Source organism: Pseudomonas sp. No.21, from assembly GCF_054558415.1.
On record NZ_BAAJNO010000010.1, the window covers coordinates 288,680 to 307,247 of the forward strand.

The window sequence follows — 18,568 nt, forward strand, 5'->3', positions numbered from 1 at the left end:
GGTCAGCGCCGGCGGCCGGCCAGGGCGATCGTCAGGGCGAAGAGGATCAACCCCAGGGCGACGAGGAAGGTGCCGCGCATGCCGGCGGCGATGGCCTCGGGCGCGGCGCGGCCGATGTCGTCGGTCGCCGTGGCGAAGGCGAACACCGCGCCCAGGGCTGCGGCACCGGTGACCAGCCCCAGGTTGCGCGACAGGTTGAGCAGGCCGGAGACCAGGCCGCGCCGCTGCGCCTGTACCTCGGCCATCACCCGGGTGTTGTTGGCCGCCTGGAACAGTGCGTAGCACGCGGTCAGCCCGGCCAGCGGCAGGATATAGCCCGGCACGCCCAGGTCCGTCGGCAGCAGCGGCAGGGCCAGGGTGGCCAGCGCCATGCCCAGCAGGCCGATGCGCACCATGGGCGCGGTGCCCAGGCGGTCCACCAGGTGCCCGGCGGGTACGCCCATCAGCGCCGACACCAGCGGCCCGCAGGCCATCGCCAGCCCCACCTGGGCCGGCGCCAGGTGCAGCGCGCCGGCGAGGTAGAAGGGCCCGACCACCAGCGTCGCCATCAGCACCGCGCTCACCAGTGCCCCCATGGCCAGCCCGGAGCGCAGCACGGGGTCGCGGAACATCGCCAGGTGCAGCAGCGGCGCGTCGGTGCGCCTCTCGACGCGGATGAACAGCGCCAGGCCCAGGCACGCCGCCAGCAGCAAGGCAGCATTGAGCGTGCCGAAGTGGCCGTGGCCCAGTGTCAGCCCCAGGGCATAGGCGGCCAGGGTCAGGGCCAGTAGCAGGGTGCCGGGAAGGTCGAAGCCAGTGGCGCCCGCGGCACCGGCGCGCCCGGCGGGCAGATGGCGCCAGGCGAGGACGAGGGCCAGCAGGCCCAGCGGCAGGCCGATCAGGAACAGGGCCCGCCAACCGAACCCGGCGAGCAGCAGCCCACCGAGCGAAGGGCCCAGCGCGGTGCCGATCGCCGAGAGGGTGCCGAGCAGGCCCATGGCGCTGCCGCTCCTCTGGCGCGGCACGGTCTCGCCGATCAGCGCCATCGCCAGGGTCATCATCGTCGCCGCCCCCAGCCCCTGTAGGACGCGGGCGGCGATCAGCCAGCCGAGCGAAGGTGCCAGGCCGCATAGCACTGATGCGCCCGTGAACAGCAGCAGGCCCGCCAGCAGCAGGCGCCGACGGCCCAGCAGGTCGCCCAGGCGACCCGCGCCGACGCTCAGCGTGGTGATGGCCAGCAGGTAGGCGAGCACCACCCACTGCACGTCCTGGAAAGGCGCGCCGAAGGCCTCGGCCAGGCTCGGCAGGCCGACGTTGGCGATGCTGGTGCCCAGGGAGGCGAGCAGGGTGGCCAGGGCGAGGCTGGCCAGGCCCCATCCAGAGGCGGCGGTCGGTTGGGAGGGGGCGGAGGTGGCGGTGGTGGGTTGCATGGCGCTCTTCCGGTGGAGGGTCGCCAGCAGTCTGGTCGCCTCGCTGGAGTGGCGGAAGACGCAGCATTTGCACTTTATTCATGCAGCGGACGCCCTGTCACGGCGACGGCGTGCTAGTTTTTCCGCCCATGACCCATCCCGATTTCAACCTGCTGATCACCCTGGACGTGCTGCTCGCCGAAGGCAGCGTCGCGCGCGCCGCCAAGCGCCTGCACCTCAGCCCCTCGGCCATGAGCCGGGCCCTGGCGCGGCTGCGCGAAACCCTCGGCGATCCCTTGCTGGTCCGCGCCGGCCGTGGCCTGGTGCCCACGCCCAGGGCGCTGGAGTTGCGCGAGCAGGTCAGCCAGCTGGTGCTCGGCGTCGAGAGCGTGCTGCGCCCGGTGGAGCACCTCGACCTGCAACGCCTGGTGCGCACCTTCACCCTGCGGGTCGGCGACGGTTTCGTGGAGAATTTCGGCCCGGCGCTGATCGGGCGCATCGGCGACGAGGCACCGGGTGTGCGCCTGCGCTTCGTGACCAAGACGGACAAGGACAGCGCCCCCCTGCGCGACGGCAGTGTCGACCTCGATACCGGCGTGGTGGGCGCGGATGCCGGCCCCGAGATCCGCACCCGCGCGTTGTTCCAGGACCGCTTCGTCGGTGTGGTGCGCGAGGGCCATGCGCTGACCCGTGGCGCCATCACCGCCGAGCGCTATGCCGGCGGGCGCCATGTGCTGGTGTCCCGACGCGGCAAGGACCGCGGCCCGGTGGACGAGGCGCTGAAGGCCGCGGGCCTCGCGCGGGACATCGTCACCCTGGTGGGCGGCTTCTCGGCGGCCCTGGCGCTGGCCCGCGCATCCGATCTCATCGCCACCGTGCCGGAGCGCCACAGCGGCAGCCTGCGGGCCGGCTTGTTCAGCTTCCCGTTGCCGCTGGACGTCGCGCCGATCCAGGTCTCGATGCTCTGGCACCCGAGGATGGACGCCGACCCGGCGCATCGCTGGCTGCGGGCCTGTGTCAGGGCAGTGTGCGCGGCGTGAGCAGGGCTCAGCGCAGGGGGTAGACCTGGCGGCTGCCGTCGGCGTTGTGCACCGTCAGCACCGGCGCGCATTCGGCGTGCCGCTGCGACGGCGCGTTCGCCGTGCGGCGGGCCTTGGCGGAATGCTTGCGCAATTTCTGCAGCGCGGCGCAGGCCATCACCTCGCAGTAGGCGCGGGCCAGGGGGCCGCTTCCGGGTCTTGAGAGCCGCCGGCCGCTGAACTGGCGGGCGCTGTCCTCAAGGCCCTGCAGGGCCACGGCGCAGAGCAGGCGCTCGACGTGGCCGGGGATGCGCCGCCGGTGCACCGGGTTGACCCCGAGCAGGTCCAGCAGGCGCTGCTTGCCCAGGTCGTCCAGCACCTGCGCCTCACTGGCGACCAGCAGGCTGCCGGTCGAGCGCAACAGGGCCTGGTAGGTGGCCAGCTGCTCATGCTGCGCGGCTTCGAGTTCCTTGAGGAGGGTGCGGGTGAAGGGCAGGTGCTGGCGCATCTTGCGGCGCCGGCTCCAGAGTTCGCGTTGCCGTTGCTCGTGCTGCTGCGTGGCCTTCCTCAGCGCCATGCGCATCGCCGCCAGCCGGTTCGCCCAGCTGCGCGAGGGGTCGTTGGCGATCGCCAGGAGTTGCCCAAGATATCCAGCTACCACGCTTCGGTTCTCCGTCCGTGCACATCCATCCCCGAGTCGGGCGCCGTCTGCCGGCCCGCTCCAGGCGCAAGACACCACGATCCACGCTCCTGGCTCAAGTCATTTATTGGCACCGCGTCAATTGTGGCGGGCGGCCAGGCAGCGGTCGCTCAGGCGCGCGGGCCGATATGGCGGCGCAAGGCGGCCTGGGCGATCAGTGCCTCGGCTTTCCCTGAGCCCTCCTTGAGCGCCGAGGCCGCGATGCCACGGGCGGAGGCGAGCAAGTGCTCGCGCTCCATTCCCGCTTCCTCTGCGGCGGCCAGCGTGGCCTCCAGGGCGATCCACAGGGCGTCCTGCAGGGCTGTCGTGCGCATTGGGTTCATGTCTCGTTCCTCAGGGCCTGGCCACGATAGTGAGCGTCCGCCCATCCTTGAAGGTGATCACGCCCTCCAGGCTGCGGCCATTGGGCAGGCTGATGCGCAGTTCCTCGGCATCGCCCAGGTCCAGGTCGCAGGTGACGCTGAAGGTGCCAGGGCTGGTTTCGTCGAGTACCACCGTCGCGCTGCGCAGGGTCGGTGTACCCGTTGAGCCGGCCTGGCCGGAGGCGTAGACGAATGTGGCCGGGCCTTCGTAGTGCGTGTGCATGGATGAGGTCCTCCAGGGGGATGCTGGAGTGACTGCCGCCGATCCGGCTGAGTTCAGGTAGCAGGATGATCGGTGCGGCGCGGCAGCGCCGGCCAGCCGATTGCCGGAACAACAAGCGGGCGTGGCGGCTCCACCGAAGACACCACCCGGCAACCCCGTGGAGCCAACCATGAACGACCTGCCCCGCAACACCGACGACCGCTGCGTCGAATCCAGCCCCAGCCCCGACCGTGAGCCGCCCACCCGCGAGCGCGAAGGCATACCCGCCGAGCTGCACCCGGACTGGCAGGCACCGCGCGACCCTTCCAGCGAAGACCGGCCAGCCACCACCGACGCCCCGGACAGCCCGCCACGCTGAGCGGGCACGCGTGACCGACCCGTGACCACCACGAAGAAAGGAGGGCAGCCATGGCCAGCCACATCGTGCATTTCACCGCGCCGATCAACTCCACCACCAGCGGCCAGCTCATCGAGCGCTGCACCCAGGCCGTGCAGCAGGGCGCCGACGAGCTGGTGATCAAGATCGCCACCATGGGCGGTGAATGCAGCTACGGATTTTCCCTGTACAACTTCCTCATCTCGCTGCCCATCCCCGTGCGCACCCACAACCTGGGCACGGTGGAGTCCATGGGCAACATCATCTTCCTCGCCGGCGAGCGACGCAGTGCGTGCCAGCACAGCAAGTTCCTCTTCCACCCCTTCCACTGGAACCTCAACGGCTCGGTGGACCACGCGCGGATGTCGGAATACGCCATGAGCCTGGACTACGACCTGCACCTCTATGCGCGCATCGTCGCCGAGCGCACGCCCATGGCGGCCGAGCCGCTGGACATCCTCGACTACCTCAGGGCCGCGCCGCGCATCCTCGATGCCGAAGCCGCGCTGGCCACCGGGATGATCCACGAGATCGACTGCCTGGGCATGGCGGCGGACGCGGTGAGCTCGTCGATCCATTCCTGAGTCGCGTCGTGCCCGGGCCCGTCGGGTTGCACCCGGTCCACGGCCGGCTGCACCGCATTGTGCAGGGGCGACCTCGGTCGCCAGGCAGCCCGCCCAGCCCCCGAAAAGAGCTTGAACCGCTTCGCCGCACGCGCGTCAGTCATTAGGAGAGGCGCCGGCACGGACCGGCCTCCGCAACCGATGAGGACACGACCATGAATGCAATCGAACTGCTCAAGCAGGATCACGTCACCGTTAAAGCCCTTCTCGAACGCCTCGGCAGCACCACCGAGCGCGGGGTCAAGACCCGCACCGAGCTGCTGCAGAAGATCGAGATCGAGTTGCTGGTCCACACCACCATCGAAGAGCAGATCTTCTACCCCGCCTACAAGGCCGCCGGGGGCAAGGACGAAGCCGTGATGTCGGCCGAGGCCAAGGAGGAACACCGCACCGTGGACTCCCTGGTGCTGCCGGACCTCAAGCAGACCTCGCCGTCCTCCGTGGAATTCGCCGGCCGCGCCAAGGTGCTCAAGGAGCTGCTGGAGCACCACATCGAGGAAGAGGAGAAGGAGATGTTTCCCCAGGCCGCCAAGCTGCTGGGCAAGCAGAAGCTCGCCGAACTGGGCGCGGAGATGGAGGCCCTGAAGAAGTCCATGAAGCAGGACCTGCAAGGCAAGGCCGCCTGACCCGGGGCCGGGCCCGGACCTGCTCCGGGCCCGGCTGAATGCCCGTGCGAGCGCAGTGGCCACGCCTCACCCCTTCCTGCGCCGTTCATCCCGAAAGCCTGAACACCCAGCCCGTTCCTCTTTCGGACCTATGAATGCCCACACGCTTCGGAGGTCCACCATGCGCGCACTCACCTATCACGGCAGCCATGACGTTCGCGTCGACAACGTCCCCGACCCCATCATCCAGGAGCCGGACGACATCATCCTGCGGGTCACCGCCACCGCCATCTGCGGATCGGATCTGCACCTCTATCGCGGCAAGATCCCCCAGGTGAAACACGGCGACGTGTTCGGCCACGAATTCATGGGCGTGGTGGAGGAGGTGGGCCCGGCGGTCACCGCTGTGAGCCGGGGCGACCGGGTGATCGTGCCCTTCGTCATCGCCTGCGGCAGCTGCTTCTTCTGCGAGATGAACCTGCACGCCGCCTGCGAGACCACCAACCCCGGGCGCGGCGCCATCCTCAACAAGAAGCAGATTCCTTCCGGGGCTGCGCTGTTCGGCTACAGCCACCTCTACGGTGGCCTCCCGGGCGGCCAGGCGGAATTGGTGCGGGTGCCCAAGGCCAACACCGGCCCCTTCCGCATCCCCGATGCCCTGGACGACGAACAGGTGCTGTTCCTCACCGACATCCTCCCCACCGGCTACCAGGCGGTGATCAATGCGAGCGTGGGGCGGGGCAGCCGCGTGGCCATCTACGGCGCCGGGCCGGTGGGGCTGATGGCCGCCGCCTGCGCGCGCATGCTCGGCGCCGAGCAGATCTTCATGGTCGACCAGCACGCCTATCGGCTGGCCTACGCACAGCGCACCTACGGGGTCATCCCGATCAACTTCGACGAAATCGACGACCCGGCCGAGGCCATCATCGAACAGACGCCCGGGCACCGCGGCGTGGACGCCGCCATCGACGCCGTGGGCTTCGAAGCCAAGGGCAGCACCACCGAAACCCTACTCACCGCCCTCAAGCTCGAAGCCAGCAGCGGCGTCGCCCTGCGCCAGTGCATCGCCGCCGTACGGCGCGGCGGCACCGTCAGCGTGCCGGGCGTGTATGCCGGCTTCATCCATGGCTTCCTCTTCGGCGACGCCTTCGACAAGGGGCTGACCTTCAAGATGGGGCAGACCCACGTCCACCCGCTGCTTCCCGACCTGCTCGAACACATCCAGAAGGGCGACCTGAATCCCGAGATCATCATCAGCCACCGTCTCAACCTGGCGGATGCAGCCGAGGGCTACCGCCTGTTCGACAAGGCCGAGGACGACTGCCGCAAGGTGATCCTGCGCCCGTGATCCCGAGCCCATCGGTGCTTTCCCGTGGGAGCGGCTGCAGCCGCGAAAGACTGGTCTGCGGCGCCAGGCTGCTTGCCTCCGTCAGCGGTGCTGGATGGGGCTCCGATGGTGGATGGGTGAAGGGTCATCCACCCTACGCATGTGCCCTGGAGAGAGATTCGCAGGGCGGGTGAAACCCGCGTGGCGGGGTGCCGTGGTGTCGGGTTTGACCCGACCTGCAGGCTCGAGACGGCCTATCGCCTGCATGACTGCGGAGTGGCTTTTCGTAGGGGGGACAACGCTCTCTTTGTCCACCAGCGGAGCCCCGGTTGGAGCAGAGGGGGTGGAGGCCACCACCGGCATCCCCCCCTACCGCTGCATCAGGGCTTCTTGTGCGTGGCGGCGAGGTCGCGCGCCATCTGCAGGTGGTGCTCCAGCTTGGGCAGGGTCTTGCTGGCGAAGGCGGCGATCTCCTTGTCATCGGAGGCGGCGGCTTCCTTGAACAGCTCGATGGTCTTCTCGTGGGCCACCACCTGGTTGTTGGCATAGGCCTCGTCGAAGTCCTCGCCGTCGCGCAGCTTCAGGATCAGGGCCTTGGCCTTGTTCATCAGCTCGGCCTCGGTCGCCACTTCCAGTTTCTTCTCGCGGGCGATGACCGCCAGTTCGCGGTTCGCCGCGCTGTGGTCGTCGATCATCTGCTGGGCGAAGGTCTTGACGCCGGGCGTGGTGGATTTCTCCAGCGCCAGCTTGCCGCTTTCGATCTCGGCGATGCCGCCCGCGCTGGCTTCGTCGACGAAGTCATCGGCATCGACCGTGTCGGCGGCGAGGAGCGGGGTGCTGAGGGTGGCGCAGAGCAGGGCGGGAAGAGCGAGGCGGTTGAGTCTCATGGCGATCTCCAGGGGTTGAGGGTTACAGGGCTGTAGAAGCGGCGACCCGGCGGAAAGTTGCACTTTCTGGATGAGCGCCACGCGGCCTGCCACCGGACCGATTTCCTGAACCTCTCCAGGGTCTTCGCCCTTCCAAAGCATGACGACACCCGCAAGCAGGAGACCCGCATGGCGATACGCAACCCACGCACGGCGCACCCGGCCCGCAGCCGGCCGCTGCCGCCTCAGGGCAACCCGCCGCTGGCCAAGACCCTGAGCTTCGCCGTGCTGCACTTCACCATCGCCTTCACCGTGGCCTACCTCTTGACCGGCAGCGTGCTGACCGGTGGTCTCATCGCCCTCATCGAGCCGGCATGCAACACCGTGGCCTTCTATTTCCACGAGCGGGTCTGGCAACGCTTCGGCGTGCGCGCGACGCCTCATAAGGGCCACGGCCACGGCAACCTTTCCAGAGACCTGCGGCGCGCCTCGCGCTGACGCCGCGCAACCATCAGGAGACCCACCCCATGCACCTTCAGACCCATAACGTCCACGGCGTCGAACGCGCCCTCTCGGTCGCCGCCGGCGTCATTTCCATCGCCTCGGGCGTCTACCGGGGCGGCGCCCCGGGCGTGATCAAGGCGCTCGGCGGCGCCGCCTTGCTGTTGCGCGGCGTCAGCGGCCATTGCAGCGTCAAGGGCCTGGTGATCGACCCCGAGACCGAGCTCGAATACCTGCGCCAGCGCGTGGCGGCCCTGCGTGCGGCGTTGCCACGCATCGAGGATCACCCGCTGCGCAGCCAGCGCGAGCTGGAGGCCAAGGTGGACAACGCCGTGGAAGAGACCTTCCCCGCGAGCGACCCGATCTCGCCCTGAGTCAGCCCGCGTCGCCGGTCCTGCCGAACAGCGCAGGGCCGGCCTCGCGCATGAATATCTCCACGGTCTTCGGGCCGATTCCCTCGAACGCCAGCAACCGCTGCTCGAACTCGGCCTGGTCGGCACTGCGCTCGAACAGGGCGCCGACCCGGCCGCCGTATTCGTCCTCGAGCCTGTCGCACAGCTTGCGCAGGCGCTCGGCCGTGGAGCGGTCGTAACGCACGTAGCGCGCCTGGCCGAGCATGCGCACCAGCTCAGCATGGCTGCTGCCCCCGAGCGTGCGCGGCGTATCGCGCCCCCTGGCTTGGACTATCACCCGGTAGGCGCGCTCGGCGACGGATTGCTGGATGGGCTTGCCGAACAGGAAAGCGGCGATCAGCCATTTGAACAGCGCGCCTTCCTCGCCCCGGGCGAGCCCCTGGTCCAGGCCGAGCTGGCGGGCGGTGATGGGTTGGGCGGCCAGGGCACACCTCGCTGGAGCCGGTCGGTGGACGTGCCGGAGGCGCGGCGGCCCCTCCGGCACTGGGGCGCTATGACGCGGGTTCTTCCGGCGGCTGCCGCTCGGTGCCGGGCTTCTGGCGGAAGTAGGGTTTGGGGCGCGAGAAGGTCAGGGGTTGCAGGCCCGGGCGGTCGTCCCGGACCAGGCTGATGTCGCGGATCTCCAGCCCGCAGGCGGTGAGCCAGGCCACGGCGGACAGGTTGCCGAGCGGCCTCGGCGGTGCGTCGCCATAGGCGTGTTCCACCACGCAGCGCGCGGCCGTCTTGTGGTTGGGCAGGTGGTTCGAACGAACGGTGACGGACCTCTCCTGACCTTCAGCATCGCGATAGCTGATGAGCCAATCCATATCTCCTCCTGAATGCAGATATCCAACGTGCAGAAACCCATGGAAGGGGGCGGACTGCGCTATAGAGCGGACGATCAGGAGAATGTTGCAGAAAAAATTCGGCTGTCCCGACGATCAGGATCTGGGCTCCGCCGCCTTGGCGAAATCGTGCTCGATGCTGGCGGTGATGCGCTGGATGATCTGAGCGTATTCCTCGCTCTCGACCAACTCGCACAGCTGCATGGCCGCCGCCATGCCGATGGCCACGGAGTATGAAATCTGGCGAGCGGGAAAGGGGCCACCGCGCTGGGATTCGAGGGTGGCCTGGATCGCGTCGTTGAGGCGGGCCTTCATCTCGTCCTTGGTCATGTCGCTCTCCGCTGGCTGGGGAAATCCAAGCATAGACGGCACCGGCCCGGCGGTCGGGCAGCCGGATGGGGGGCACCGCGCAAGATGGCGAGGACGCCTGGCCGGGGTGGGCGAAACCAGCAGCACCAACAGCACTCGCCATCAGCTGGACTCAAGCCCCCGTAGCACGCGGCGCAGACATGGCCCCTTCAGCCGCGAGGGGGCATCCCAGCCCTCGCCGCCTCCCGCCGGCAGCGGGCGTTTCGCGGCTGAAGCCGCTCCTGCGAGGCGCACGCCAGCGACCCTGCGCCGGCGTGGATCAGCCTGGCCGACTGACGGGCGGGAAGCCGGTGCGCTCAGGTGGCTTCCTCGCCAGGCCGCTGGCCGGCCTGGATGCGCCGGTAGATCTCCTCGCGATGCACCGGCACCTCGCGCGGGGCGGAGATCGCCAGCTTCACCGAGAAGCCGCGGATCTCGGTGACGGTGATCACCACATCGCCGCCGATGTGGAATTTCTGCTCCTGCTCGCACGTGATGATGCGCATCTGGCCATCCTCTCGGGGGCTCGGCGGGCCGGTGAAGGGCTGGCGCTCGTTCATCCCCGGGCACCCGGGCCGAAGGCCGGCGCCGCCCGTTCGGGGAGCGCGGTGGGCGAGCCCGCGTGTTCCCCGGAGGCGGGCAGCGGGCGGTGGGTGACGGCGCAGGGCCGTCGCTCCGGCGTCGGCTGCGCGTATCCGTGGGCGGGTTGGGTCGGCAAGGGCATCGGCATCGTCTGGGCTCCATGGTCGGGCAGGGGGCGTCCTGGGGGCGCCGGCTTCAGGTGGCCTTGGTCTTCACTCGGGGTCGCCCGAGCCGTCGTCGCCCTGGATGTCCGGGTCGTCCGGCTGCACCTCGGGCTCGTCCTCGGGCAGCCGCTCCACGGCGGAACCCGGGTCTTCGTTGCCGGGGTCGTTGATCGGGTCGTCGTCATCGTCGTGCATGGTGGGCTCTCCGGGCAGGGTTCAGTCGTGGGCGGGGCGCGTCGCCTCCAGCACCACGGCGGCGATGCGGTCGGCGCGGGCGTAGGCCGGGTTGTCCAGTTCCTCGCCGAACACGTCCGGGTCCATTTCCCGGTAGCGCCAGGTCCAGGCGTGGCCATCGAGCAGCGGCTGGAAGGCCTCACGGAAGGGGTCGGCGCCGCCGAACATCGCCACGCCGGTGTAGAGCAGCAGGGAGCCGCCGGGGGCGAGGCGTTGCAAGGCGGCCTCGATGATCGCCAGGGACAGGCCGGCGCCGTGTTCGCCGCCGCCATGGCGGTAGGCGCGGCCGGCCGGGTCGAGCATGTAGGGCGGGTTGGCGATGATCAGGTCGAGCGGCCCTTCCACCTGCTGCAGCAGGTCGCTGTGGCGCGGGGTCAGGTTGGCCGCGCCGGCGAGCCGTGCATTGACGGCGGTGAAGGCCAGCGCGCGGTCGTTGATGTCCAGGGCCAGCACCTGGGCCTGCGGCCTGGCGAGGGCCGCGAGCACGGCGCCCGGGCCGGCGCCGCAGCCGATGTCGGCGATGCGCCGCAGCGCTCGTGCGTCGCGGGCCAGGTGCTGGTGCAGGGCCTGGGCGAAGCGGTAGGTGTCGGGGCCGAAGAACACCGCGTCGGCGTCCACGGTGGGGTAGCGCGAGTGCACGAAGAGCTGGCCGTCGAGGCTGGACCAGCGGATGCGGCTCGACCAGAGCTCGCCGTGTGCGTCCACGGCGTCGGCCTCGCGCAGCAGGGCGAACACCTCCTCGCCGACCAGCGCCTGGCGGAAGGGGCGGCTCCAGCCGAAGACGTCCTCCAGGGTGCGTGCCTCGGCGTTGCCCGGCCGCGCGTTGACCCGCTGGTGGGAGAGCGGGGTGAGGGTGGTGAAGCGGTAGCCGCGACCGGCCAGCAGGCGGCCCAGGCGCAGCAGCGGGTGGTCGGCCGCGACGTCGAGGTGATCCAGGGGGGCATGCACGGCGTGCTCCTCAGCGGGTCAGGGTGGAGAACAGGCGGGTGGCCAGCAGCCCGGCCGGGGTCCAGTGGCTGGCCGGGCCCAGCAGCTCGATCAGCCGCGCTTCGTGGCGGGTGTCGTCGAGCTGTTGCAGCTCGTCCAGCAGATGGCGCTGCTCCGAGTTCTCCAGGGGTTGCAGCGAGGGCCGTTGGTGCTCCTGGCTGGGCATGTGCGGCTGCCGGTGGCGGCTGCGGAACACGCCGTTGCGCGACAGCGGCGCGCTGCCGGGGCGCTCCCAGCTGCCGGCGATCCAGTCGTGCAGCAACTGCTGCTCGTAGGCGGAGAACACGCCGAACATCGCGGCACGCTCGCCCTGCACCAGTTGCCAGAAGCGGCTTTCGGCCGGGTCCTGGTGGCGGCGTATCCAGCCACGTCGTTGCAGCGCGGCGAGGAAGCCGGCGATGCCTTCGTCGGCGGCCAGCCACTGGTTCACCGTGCGCCCTTCGATGCGGCAATAGTCGGAGTGCACCTGCCCGGCGACCCCGCGCTTGCGTTCGAACATCTCCAGCAGCTCGCGCTCGAGGTCGAAGTCGGCGATCACCGCGCGGGAGCCCTTGCCCAGCTCGTTGAGGCGATAACCGAGGGTGACGCGGCGGTAGAAGTCCTGCGCATCGGCCACCTGCGGGCGGTTGTCCAGCACCGCCTGCACGGCCTTGTGCGCATGGCCCGTGGCGCTGTTGTCGATGGTGACGTGGAGCTGGAAGTAGTAGGGATCGATGTCCAGCTCGTCGAGTTCGAAGGCGCTGATCAACAGGTGCAGCGGCAGCTGTTCGTAGCCGAGGTTGTAGCCGATCACCTCCGGCAGGAACTCTTCCGCCAGCGCCCCGAGCGCCAGCTGGGTGGTGCCCTGCAGGTAGTGCTCGTCGTCCAGCCCGGCGAGGTCGTCGCAGCCCTGGCTGGCCAGCAGGCGGCGGTACAGCAGCACGTGGTTCTGCGCGGCGACGCCATCGCCCAGCTCTTCGAGGAAGGTACGCACCAGGGGCGTGAAACGGGTGTCGCGCCAGTGGCGCAGGGTGCCGTGGAGCCAGGCGCCGTCCACCAGCTTGGTGGGGGCGACGCCGCGAAGGAAATACAGCGCGTGGGAGCGGTCGCCGAAGTAGCGGCGGCCCGCGCCATGGCGGCGCTCCTCCAGGTAGGTGGCGTACTGGTGGGTGACCTCGGCCGCGTTGCGGCGTGACCAGGCCGAGAGCTCGTCGGGCGAGGCCGGCAGGTCGCAGGGCAGGGCAGCCGCCTGGCGCAGTTGCTCCTGCAGGAAGGCACGGGCCTCGTCCAGGCTCTGCGCCGGCCGCTGTAGCAGTTCCTGATACAGGAGCTGGGTGGGGCCGAGCGGGGCCATCGGCAGGGGCACATCGGCCAGCGTGGTGTCGACGGGGCTGAGGACGGACATCGGCAGTATCTCCAGTACGGGCATGACTTCGCGAAGCGGGCGCTTGTGCACCTCTTGGTTGTGAGGGGCGTGCGGCGGAAAAGATTCCGACTTAATTCGCCCGGCGAAACGACTGGAACCGGGCGGGCGCTGCGGGCGTCCTCAAGGAGTGCATAGCTGACGGAGAAAGCTCGATGACCAGCGGTCCGCCCAGTGGTTTCGGGATAGAAGAGGAGTATTTCGTCGTCGACCTGGAGACGCGCGAGCTGGCCCGGGGCCCGCTGCAGCGCTATGTCGAGGCCTGCCGGCAGGCGCTCGGCGCGCAACTGGCCACGGAAATGTTCACCACCCAGATCGAGATCGCCACGCCGGTGCTGCACGGCCTGGAGGAGGCGCGCGGCTGCCTGGCCCGGGCCCGCGCCACCCTCGACGAGCTGGGCCGCCCCCATGGGCTGGGCATCCTCGCGGTCGGCACCCATCCGCTGGGCGGCTGGCGCCAGCAACAGGGCAGCGCCTCGCCCCGCTACCAGGAGCTGTTCGAGGACTATCAACTGGTGGCCAGGCGCAGCCTGCTGTCGGGGCTGCACGTGCACGTGGGCATCGCCCAGGGGCTGGACCGCATCCGTGTGATGAACCGCGTGACGCCCTGGCTGCCGTTGCTGCTGGTGCTCGGCGCCTCCTCGCCGTTCTGGGAGGGGCGTCCCTCCGGGCTGCTCAGCTACCGCCAGGCGGCCTGCGGGGAATGGCCGCGCATGGGCATTCCCGAGCACTTCGAGGACGAGGCCGCCTACGCCGCCTACCGGCGGATGCTGCTGGAGGCCGGGCTGGTTCGCGACGAGGCCGACGTCTGGTGGGCGCTGCGGCCCTCGGCACGCTACCCGACCCTGGAACTGCGCATCGCCGATGCCTGCCCGAGGCTCGATGACGTGCTGTGCATCGCCGGCCTGTTCCGCGCCATGGTGGCCTTCGCCTGCAGCGGCGAGGAACCGGCCTGGGTGCGCGACCCGCTCACCCGGCTGATCACCCGCGAGAACCATTGGCAGGCCATGCGCCATGGCCGTCACGGCCGCTTCCTCGATCCACTCACCCGTGCCGCGACCGGCTTGCGCGAATGGCTGGAACGGGTGCTCGGGCTCATCGGCCCCGAGGCGCAGGCGGCCGGTGATGGCGCGGCGCTGGAGCGGGCACGCTGGCTGGCGGAGGCGGGCAGTGGGGCGGAGTTCCAGCTCGGCTTCCAGGCGCGACGATGCGCCGAGGGGCGGGGCGAGCGGGAGGCGCTGGTGGAGTTGGTGGATGAGTTGCTGCAGCAGACGAGGGCGGGGTGAATGCGGCCCGGGCTCCGCCTGAGCGGAGCCTGGGCCCGTACTAGGGATTACGAGCTACGACCGCCGCCGTGGCTCTTCTGGCCGCCCTTGCGACCCGCCTCGGAAGCGCGCTCGCGATCGTTGGCGAAATTGCCGCCGCTGTTCTGCCCGCCCTTGCGGCCGGCTTCGGAGGCTTTTTCACGGTCGTTGCTGAAGTTGCCAGGGTTCTTGTTGCTCATGGTTCTACTCCTCAGGTGGCAGGCCGGGGTTGGCCTTACCTGAGTTCTGAGCGGGGCCGGCGGAAATTGTTCGACTGGCTTCGCGCTTCGCCAACCCACTGATCGACAAGCGGTTTTTCTGATGGCTGGGCGATGGCGCGGTGATGTTCGGGGGATGTCGCGGGCGCCCGGGACGGGTCGATTTCCTGAACCTGCAGGCGGATGGGCCTTCCAACCGGGTAGGTGGATGGCACGGCGTTGCCTCCGACCGCTCACCGATCCACGACGGAGGTCCCTCTCATGGCAGAACCCTTTTCCTACTTCTGGATCGCCATGGCGGCGATCCTGATCCTGCTGGACCTGTGGGCCATCATCAGCGTCTTCCGCAGCGACAAGAGCGTGGGCACCAAGGCCCTGTGGGCGCTGGGCATCTCGATCTTCCCCATACTCGGCCTGGTCTACTGGGGCATCGCCGGGCCTCGCGGCGTGGTCAGCGGACCCTCGTCGCCGGAGCACAGCAAGTAGCCGGAATTCCACCCGGTCGGCACGAGCCGAGCCGGGTGCGTCACCTTCACCTCCTTATCCACCCCGGGCACTCCACTTGGCCCGCGGTGGATTTTTTTTGGTGGCGTCCGTGCTGGCGATCAGCGCATCCGCATCCAGCTCGGCTCGTCGCTCAACGCGGGGTCATCGTGGGCGGCGAGGAACACCGGCAGGTCACGCCGGGCGATCCACAAGTCGCCCTGCCACTTGAGCACGTTCACCTGCTGGTTGGTCCAGGTCATGCGGGCGCGTAGCGGGGTGGCATCCGGGTCGCGGTGGCGGTCGTACAGGGTCGGCAACACCTCCTCGCTGAGCCAACGGCTGATGCTGCGGTGCTCGGGGTGGTTGAAGCGATACAGCAGGCGGTAGGCGCCGGCTTCACTGATGGCCGGCACCTCCTCGCTGTGACCCTCTCCAACATCTGAAACCGAAGGGGGCAGACCGCGCAGGGTTGACGAACCGGGATACTGGAAACCGGCAGACCTGAAGGTCTCCCCGCGCGGCCTGCCATAAAGCAGGCCGCTTCGAACCGCACGCGCGAGGATGCCTGCAAAAGGTCCGCTGTTGAACCCGTGCACCCTCCGATGCTCACCGTCGGGAAGCAGTCCCGGCCTGATATCGCCTTCCCATCAGAATTACCGTTTATCCATCAATGGCTTAGCGAAGCGGAAATCAGTGCGAACTGTTCGCGGCAGGCTCCATCAGAACTCATGAAGGCCAATTCCGGCCGTTCACAGAAGGAGACATTCCATGACTTCCAACAAGAACCCCGGCAACTTCGCCAATGACCGCGAGAAGGCATCCGAAGCGGGCCGCAAGGGTGGCCAGAGCAATGCGGGCACTCCCGCGAGTGATCGGCAGAAGGCTTCCGATAGCGGCCGCAAGGGTAGCCAGCAAGGCCGTAGCTGACATCGCAGAGGGGGCCCGCTGCGGCGGGTCCTCGCGCCCCTCAACGGCCGCCGGCTTGGCCCGGCGGCCTGCTCAACCCTGTTTCCCGACCAGTTGCGCCACGCGCTCGGCCAGTTCAGCGCGGCGGAAGGGCTTGGCCAGTACCTCGATGCCCTGCGTCTGCGCCGGGGTGAGGTTCGAGTAGCCGGTGATGACCAGCACCGGCAGTGCAGGGGCACGCTGGCGCAGGTCGTCCACCAGCTGTGCGCCGGTGCGGCCCGGCATCAGGTGGTCGGTGACCAGGATGTCCGGCTCCAGGCCGTCGTCCAGGAGGCGCAGCGCGGCGCTGGCCGAGTCGGCCTCGGTGACCCGGTAGCCCAGGTCGCGCAACTGCAGGGCGGTGGTATGACGGACCATTTCCTCATCGTCCACCAGCAGCACATGGGTCGGCCGGGGCGCCTGGGGTTCGTCCACGGGTGCGGCCTGCTCGCCGTCCGCCCGGGCGTGGCCGAGCGGCAGCCAGAGGGTCACCCGCGTGCCGTCGCCCGGCGTCGAGTCGATGCCGATGCCGCCACCCGACTGTGCCGCCAGGCCCTGGACCATGGACAGGCCGAGGCCCGTGCCCTTGCCCACGCCCTTGGTGGAGAAGAAGGGTTCCAGGCAGCGCCCGAGCACCTCCGCGCTCATGCCGCTGCCGTTGTCCTCCACGCTCAGGCTCACGTACTGCCCGGCGGGCACGCCGCTCACCTGGCCCTCGGCCAGGTCGTCCCGCGTGGCGCTGATCACCAGCCGGCCACGGCCGTCCATGGCGTCGCGGGCGTTGACGGCGAGGTTGAGGATGGCGAGTTCGAGCTGGTGCGGGTCGACCGTCACCGCCGGCAGCCGCTCGGGGATGTCCAGCGCCACGTCGATCATCGGCCCCAGCGAGCGCTCCAGCAGGTCGCGCATGTCCTCGACCAGCGTGCGCAAGACCACCGCCTGGGGCTTGAGGGTCTGCCGCCGGGCGAAGGTCAGCAGCCGCCCGACCAGGATGCGCGCGCGGTCCGCGGCCTGCAGCGCGCCGTCGATGAGGCTGCGGCTGCGGTCGTCGTCCAGGCGGCGGCGGATCAGTTCCAGGGAGGCCATGATCGGCGTCAGCAGGTTGTTGAAGTCGTGGGCGATGCCGCCGGTGAGCTGGCCGATGGTTTCCATCTTGCGGGCTTCGTGCAGCTGCGCCAGTGCCGCTTCTCGCTGGGCGACCATGGCGGCGACACGCGCCTCCAGGCCCTCGTTCAGTTCCCGCAACTGGGTTTCGGCGTGCACGCGCGAGCTGATGTCCATGCACACGCAGAGCATGCCGCTGATGCGGCCCTGCTCGTCCACCAGCGGGGTGATCTGGCTGTGCACCCAGGCGGGCCGGCCGTCGGGGCGTCGGTAGCGCTCGGTCAGCTCCACCGGCGAGCCGGCCTCCAGGGCGCGTTGGTGCAGGCTCGACGAGGGGCCGTTGGGGTGGGTGATGTCCTGCTGGCGCAAGCCGAGCAAGGCCTCGCGTGGCCGGCCGACGATCTGGCAGTAGCGGTCGTTGACGCGGGTGAAATTCCAGTTGCGGTCGTACACGGCGATGCCCGCGCTGGCCTGGTCGAACATCGCCGACAGCTGTGCGGAACTGGCATGCAGGGCGCGTTCGGCACGCAGGTGGTTGATCAGCACCCAGGCCAGCTTGGCGGCTTCCTCGACCAGCCGTCGCTCGGGCTCGGAGAAGGCGTGGGGGCGGTCGTGGTGGATCGCCAGCACGGCTTCCAGCTGGCCGTGGCGCATCACCGGCACATGCAGCGTGGCGGCCAGGCCCAGCTCCAGGGCCAGCGCCGTTTCGCCGGAGGCGAGGCCGGTTTCCTGGCGGATGTCCTCACGCGCGACGCTGCCGCCCGCCTGCAGGGCGGCCAGCAGCGAGGCGCCGAAATTGCGGTAGCGGTGGTGGCCGGCAGCGGAGCGCGCGCCGTTCAGGTATTCCTGGCGCACGCTGAAGGTCTGGCCGTCGCTGTTGTCCTCACCGAACAGCACCCGGGTCGCGCCCAGTTCCTCGCCGAGCCGGCGCACCGTGGTGGCCGCGATCTGCTCCGGATCGCTGATGGAGGGCAGCGTCTGGCCGAGTTCGAGGAGAAAGGCCTGGCGCCGCTCGAAGCGCACGCGCTCGGTGGTCTCGCTGACGATGCACAGCACGCCGCCTACCGAGCCGTCGGCCTCGCGCACCGCCGAATAGGACACGTCGAAATACACCGTCTCGCCCAGGCCGTGGCGTTCGATGTAGAAGGGGCGGTCCTTGGCGGCGAAGGTCTCGCCGGTCTCCAGGACGCCGCGCAGCAGGGGGCCGAGGTCGTCCCACAGCTCGCTCCAGTTTTCCCGGGCCGGTCGCCCCAGGGCCCGCGGGTGCTTGGCGCCGATGCTCGGTGCGTAGGCGTCGTTGTACAGCGCCACGAATTCGGGGCCCCAGAACAGCACGATCTGCGCCTGGGCTGGCAGCACCATGGCCATCAGCGTCTTCAGGGCGGCCGACCAGTCCTGCGGCGGGCCGAGGAAGGCCGGGTCGAAGTCGCCGCGCAGCAACCGGGCGCCGATCTCGCCGCCGTTGTGGAGGAAGCCGAGGGGGGCGGGGCGCGTGTCGAGGTCGGTGTCGTGAAGCGATGCCATGGTTTCGGTCATGTTCTGCGCTGGGGCGGGTAAACAGCTAAGA

24 protein-coding genes and 1 pseudogene are annotated in these 18,568 nt (G+C 69.6%); 10 read left to right on the plus strand and 15 right to left on the minus strand.

What is annotated here, in order from left to right; translation table 11 throughout:
• Positions 1 to 2: 2 nt before the first annotated feature.
• A complete protein-coding gene (locus tag ACYJSS_RS22065; RefSeq protein WP_236205027.1) occupies positions 3 to 1,409 on the minus strand; it encodes an MFS transporter in 1,407 nt (468 codons plus the stop codon).
• 128 nt (positions 1,410 to 1,537) lie between these two features.
• Between ACYJSS_RS22065 and ACYJSS_RS22070 the strand changes: the two genes are divergently transcribed.
• Complete coding sequence (locus ACYJSS_RS22070; RefSeq protein WP_111262551.1) at positions 1,538 to 2,428, plus strand: LysR family transcriptional regulator; 891 nt, start codon at positions 1,538 to 1,540, stop codon at positions 2,426 to 2,428.
• A gap of 7 nt (positions 2,429 to 2,435) precedes the next feature.
• On the opposite strand, the gene ACYJSS_RS22075 is transcribed toward ACYJSS_RS22070, so the two are convergent.
• The 3 genes from ACYJSS_RS22075 to ACYJSS_RS22085 all read right to left on the minus strand — a co-directional run bounded on the left by ACYJSS_RS22075 (position 2,436) and on the right by ACYJSS_RS22085 (position 3,692).
• Positions 2,436 to 3,068, minus strand: coding sequence for a hypothetical protein (locus ACYJSS_RS22075; RefSeq protein ID WP_146603032.1), 633 nt, complete (start codon positions 3,066 to 3,068; stop codon positions 2,436 to 2,438).
• Positions 3,069 to 3,217: 149 nt separating this feature from the next.
• Complete coding sequence (locus tag ACYJSS_RS22080) at positions 3,218 to 3,430, minus strand: hypothetical protein (RefSeq protein ID WP_111262549.1); 213 nt, start codon at positions 3,428 to 3,430, stop codon at positions 3,218 to 3,220.
• 10 nt (positions 3,431 to 3,440) lie between these two features.
• Entirely contained in the window at positions 3,441 to 3,692 is a 252-nt protein-coding gene (locus ACYJSS_RS22085; protein WP_111262548.1) for a hypothetical protein, read from the minus strand.
• 169 nt (positions 3,693 to 3,861) lie between these two features.
• Between ACYJSS_RS22085 and ACYJSS_RS22090 the strand changes: the two genes are divergently transcribed.
• The 4 genes from ACYJSS_RS22090 to ACYJSS_RS22105 all read left to right on the plus strand — a co-directional run bounded on the left by ACYJSS_RS22090 (position 3,862) and on the right by ACYJSS_RS22105 (position 6,644).
• Positions 3,862 to 4,050 carry a hypothetical protein gene (locus tag ACYJSS_RS22090; RefSeq protein ID WP_111262547.1) on the plus strand — a complete coding sequence of 63 codons (189 nt, stop codon included), beginning with the start codon at positions 3,862 to 3,864 and terminating at the stop codon, positions 4,048 to 4,050.
• Between the two features lie 50 nt (positions 4,051 to 4,100).
• Entirely contained in the window at positions 4,101 to 4,652 is a 552-nt protein-coding gene (locus ACYJSS_RS22095; protein ID WP_111262546.1) for an ATP-dependent Clp protease proteolytic subunit, read from the plus strand.
• 194 nt (positions 4,653 to 4,846) lie between these two features.
• On the plus strand, positions 4,847 to 5,317 hold the full coding sequence (locus ACYJSS_RS22100) for a hemerythrin domain-containing protein (RefSeq protein WP_111262545.1): 471 nt from the start codon (positions 4,847 to 4,849) through the stop codon (positions 5,315 to 5,317).
• A 160-nt stretch (positions 5,318 to 5,477) separates the two neighbouring features.
• Positions 5,478 to 6,644, plus strand: coding sequence for a zinc-dependent alcohol dehydrogenase (locus ACYJSS_RS22105; protein WP_111262544.1), 1,167 nt, complete (start codon positions 5,478 to 5,480; stop codon positions 6,642 to 6,644).
• A gap of 359 nt (positions 6,645 to 7,003) precedes the next feature.
• Here ACYJSS_RS22105 and ACYJSS_RS22110 read toward each other — a convergent pair whose 3' ends face one another.
• Complete coding sequence (locus tag ACYJSS_RS22110; protein WP_111262543.1) at positions 7,004 to 7,510, minus strand: DUF4142 domain-containing protein; 507 nt, start codon at positions 7,508 to 7,510, stop codon at positions 7,004 to 7,006.
• Positions 7,511 to 7,678: 168 nt separating this feature from the next.
• On the opposite strand from ACYJSS_RS22110, the gene ACYJSS_RS22115 reads away from it, so the two are divergent.
• Both ACYJSS_RS22115 and ACYJSS_RS22120 read left to right on the plus strand, forming a co-directional pair.
• Positions 7,679 to 7,987, plus strand: a complete 309-nt coding sequence (locus ACYJSS_RS22115; protein WP_111262542.1) for a DUF2061 domain-containing protein — start codon at positions 7,679 to 7,681, stop codon at positions 7,985 to 7,987.
• A 29-nt stretch (positions 7,988 to 8,016) separates the two neighbouring features.
• Complete coding sequence (locus ACYJSS_RS22120) at positions 8,017 to 8,364, plus strand: YgaP family membrane protein (RefSeq protein ID WP_111262541.1); 348 nt, start codon at positions 8,017 to 8,019, stop codon at positions 8,362 to 8,364.
• A gap of 1 nt (position 8,365) precedes the next feature.
• Here ACYJSS_RS22120 and ACYJSS_RS22125 read toward each other — a convergent pair whose 3' ends face one another.
• The 7 genes from ACYJSS_RS22125 to ACYJSS_RS22155 form a co-directional block, all read right to left on the minus strand.
• Positions 8,366 to 8,812 carry an HhH-GDP family DNA glycosylase gene (locus ACYJSS_RS22125; RefSeq protein WP_111262565.1) on the minus strand — a complete coding sequence of 149 codons (447 nt, stop codon included), beginning with the start codon at positions 8,810 to 8,812 and terminating at the stop codon, positions 8,366 to 8,368.
• A gap of 82 nt (positions 8,813 to 8,894) precedes the next feature.
• Positions 8,895 to 9,209 (minus strand): hypothetical protein, encoded by a 315-nt coding sequence (locus tag ACYJSS_RS22130; RefSeq protein ID WP_111262540.1) that lies wholly within the window; start codon positions 9,207 to 9,209, stop codon positions 8,895 to 8,897.
• 114 nt (positions 9,210 to 9,323) lie between these two features.
• A complete protein-coding gene (locus ACYJSS_RS22135) occupies positions 9,324 to 9,557 on the minus strand; it encodes a hypothetical protein (protein WP_111262539.1) in 234 nt (77 codons plus the stop codon).
• Between the two features lie 335 nt (positions 9,558 to 9,892).
• Complete coding sequence (locus tag ACYJSS_RS22140; RefSeq protein WP_111262564.1) at positions 9,893 to 10,081, minus strand: carbon storage regulator; 189 nt, start codon at positions 10,079 to 10,081, stop codon at positions 9,893 to 9,895.
• Between the two features lie 288 nt (positions 10,082 to 10,369).
• Positions 10,370 to 10,516 (minus strand): hypothetical protein, encoded by a 147-nt coding sequence (locus ACYJSS_RS22145; protein ID WP_178082983.1) that lies wholly within the window; start codon positions 10,514 to 10,516, stop codon positions 10,370 to 10,372.
• 21 nt (positions 10,517 to 10,537) lie between these two features.
• Positions 10,538 to 11,503: a methyltransferase gene (locus ACYJSS_RS22150; protein WP_236205028.1), complete on the minus strand. Its 966-nt coding sequence runs from the start codon at positions 11,501 to 11,503 to the stop codon at positions 10,538 to 10,540.
• A gap of 10 nt (positions 11,504 to 11,513) precedes the next feature.
• A complete protein-coding gene (locus tag ACYJSS_RS22155; protein WP_111262538.1) occupies positions 11,514 to 12,926 on the minus strand; it encodes an iron-containing redox enzyme family protein in 1,413 nt (470 codons plus the stop codon).
• 173 nt (positions 12,927 to 13,099) lie between these two features.
• Between ACYJSS_RS22155 and ACYJSS_RS22160 the strand changes: the two genes are divergently transcribed.
• The gene (locus tag ACYJSS_RS22160; protein ID WP_236205029.1) at positions 13,100 to 14,230 is read left to right on the plus strand and encodes a carboxylate-amine ligase; all 1,131 of its coding nucleotides are present in this window, start codon (positions 13,100 to 13,102) and stop codon (positions 14,228 to 14,230) included.
• A 47-nt stretch (positions 14,231 to 14,277) separates the two neighbouring features.
• Here ACYJSS_RS22160 and ACYJSS_RS22165 read toward each other — a convergent pair.
• Positions 14,278 to 14,433: pseudogene (locus ACYJSS_RS22165) on the minus strand (con-10 family general stress protein); the annotation flags it as partial.
• A 294-nt stretch (positions 14,434 to 14,727) separates the two neighbouring features.
• Between ACYJSS_RS22165 and ACYJSS_RS22170 the strand changes: the two are divergent.
• Positions 14,728 to 14,952, plus strand: coding sequence for a PLD nuclease N-terminal domain-containing protein (locus ACYJSS_RS22170; protein WP_236205030.1), 225 nt, complete (start codon positions 14,728 to 14,730; stop codon positions 14,950 to 14,952).
• A 119-nt stretch (positions 14,953 to 15,071) separates the two neighbouring features.
• On the opposite strand, the gene ACYJSS_RS22175 is transcribed toward ACYJSS_RS22170, so the two are convergent.
• The gene (locus ACYJSS_RS22175) at positions 15,072 to 15,365 is read right to left on the minus strand and encodes a BRO-N domain-containing protein (RefSeq protein ID WP_111262534.1); all 294 of its coding nucleotides are present in this window, start codon (positions 15,363 to 15,365) and stop codon (positions 15,072 to 15,074) included.
• A 355-nt stretch (positions 15,366 to 15,720) separates the two neighbouring features.
• On the opposite strand from ACYJSS_RS22175, the gene ACYJSS_RS22180 reads away from it, so the two are divergent.
• Positions 15,721 to 15,879, plus strand: coding sequence for a con-10 family general stress protein (locus tag ACYJSS_RS22180; protein ID WP_111262533.1), 159 nt, complete (start codon positions 15,721 to 15,723; stop codon positions 15,877 to 15,879).
• Between the two features lie 72 nt (positions 15,880 to 15,951).
• Here ACYJSS_RS22180 and ACYJSS_RS22185 read toward each other — a convergent pair whose 3' ends face one another.
• Complete coding sequence (locus tag ACYJSS_RS22185) at positions 15,952 to 18,525, minus strand: PAS domain-containing protein (RefSeq protein WP_236205031.1); 2,574 nt, start codon at positions 18,523 to 18,525, stop codon at positions 15,952 to 15,954.
• Positions 18,526 to 18,568: the final 43 nt, after the last annotated feature.

Excerpts from the sequence above, each read along its gene's own strand:
- ACYJSS_RS22105 (WP_111262544.1), top strand. The coding sequence starts at position 5,478 with ATGCGCGCACTCACCTATCACGGCAGCCATGACGTTCGCGTCGACAAC.
- ACYJSS_RS22185 (WP_236205031.1), bottom strand. The coding sequence starts at position 18,525 with ATGGCATCGCTTCACGACACCGACCTCGACACGCGCCCCGCCCCCCTC.
- ACYJSS_RS22155 (WP_111262538.1), bottom strand. The coding sequence starts at position 12,926 with ATGTCCGTCCTCAGCCCCGTCGACACCACGCTGGCCGATGTGCCCCTG.
- ACYJSS_RS22110 (WP_111262543.1), bottom strand. The coding sequence starts at position 7,510 with ATGAGACTCAACCGCCTCGCTCTTCCCGCCCTGCTCTGCGCCACCCTC.
- ACYJSS_RS22095 (WP_111262546.1), top strand. The coding sequence starts at position 4,101 with ATGGCCAGCCACATCGTGCATTTCACCGCGCCGATCAACTCCACCACC.
- ACYJSS_RS22120 (WP_111262541.1), top strand. The coding sequence starts at position 8,017 with ATGCACCTTCAGACCCATAACGTCCACGGCGTCGAACGCGCCCTCTCG.
- ACYJSS_RS22100 (WP_111262545.1), top strand. The coding sequence starts at position 4,847 with ATGAATGCAATCGAACTGCTCAAGCAGGATCACGTCACCGTTAAAGCC.
- ACYJSS_RS22090 (WP_111262547.1), top strand. The coding sequence starts at position 3,862 with ATGAACGACCTGCCCCGCAACACCGACGACCGCTGCGTCGAATCCAGC.
- ACYJSS_RS22180 (WP_111262533.1), top strand. The coding sequence starts at position 15,721 with ATGACTTCCAACAAGAACCCCGGCAACTTCGCCAATGACCGCGAGAAG.
- ACYJSS_RS22135 (WP_111262539.1), bottom strand. The coding sequence starts at position 9,557 with ATGACCAAGGACGAGATGAAGGCCCGCCTCAACGACGCGATCCAGGCC.
- ACYJSS_RS22170 (WP_236205030.1), top strand. The coding sequence starts at position 14,728 with ATGGCAGAACCCTTTTCCTACTTCTGGATCGCCATGGCGGCGATCCTG.
- ACYJSS_RS22070 (WP_111262551.1), top strand. The coding sequence starts at position 1,538 with ATGACCCATCCCGATTTCAACCTGCTGATCACCCTGGACGTGCTGCTC.
- ACYJSS_RS22130 (WP_111262540.1), bottom strand. The coding sequence starts at position 9,209 with ATGGATTGGCTCATCAGCTATCGCGATGCTGAAGGTCAGGAGAGGTCC.
- ACYJSS_RS22085 (WP_111262548.1), bottom strand. The coding sequence starts at position 3,692 with ATGCACACGCACTACGAAGGCCCGGCCACATTCGTCTACGCCTCCGGC.
- ACYJSS_RS22065 (WP_236205027.1), bottom strand. The coding sequence starts at position 1,409 with ATGCAACCCACCACCGCCACCTCCGCCCCCTCCCAACCGACCGCCGCC.
- ACYJSS_RS22080 (WP_111262549.1), bottom strand. The coding sequence starts at position 3,430 with ATGAACCCAATGCGCACGACAGCCCTGCAGGACGCCCTGTGGATCGCC.
- ACYJSS_RS22145 (WP_178082983.1), bottom strand. The coding sequence starts at position 10,516 with ATGCACGACGATGACGACGACCCGATCAACGACCCCGGCAACGAAGAC.
- ACYJSS_RS22160 (WP_236205029.1), top strand. The coding sequence starts at position 13,100 with ATGACCAGCGGTCCGCCCAGTGGTTTCGGGATAGAAGAGGAGTATTTC.
- ACYJSS_RS22140 (WP_111262564.1), bottom strand. The coding sequence starts at position 10,081 with ATGCGCATCATCACGTGCGAGCAGGAGCAGAAATTCCACATCGGCGGC.
- ACYJSS_RS22115 (WP_111262542.1), top strand. The coding sequence starts at position 7,679 with ATGGCGATACGCAACCCACGCACGGCGCACCCGGCCCGCAGCCGGCCG.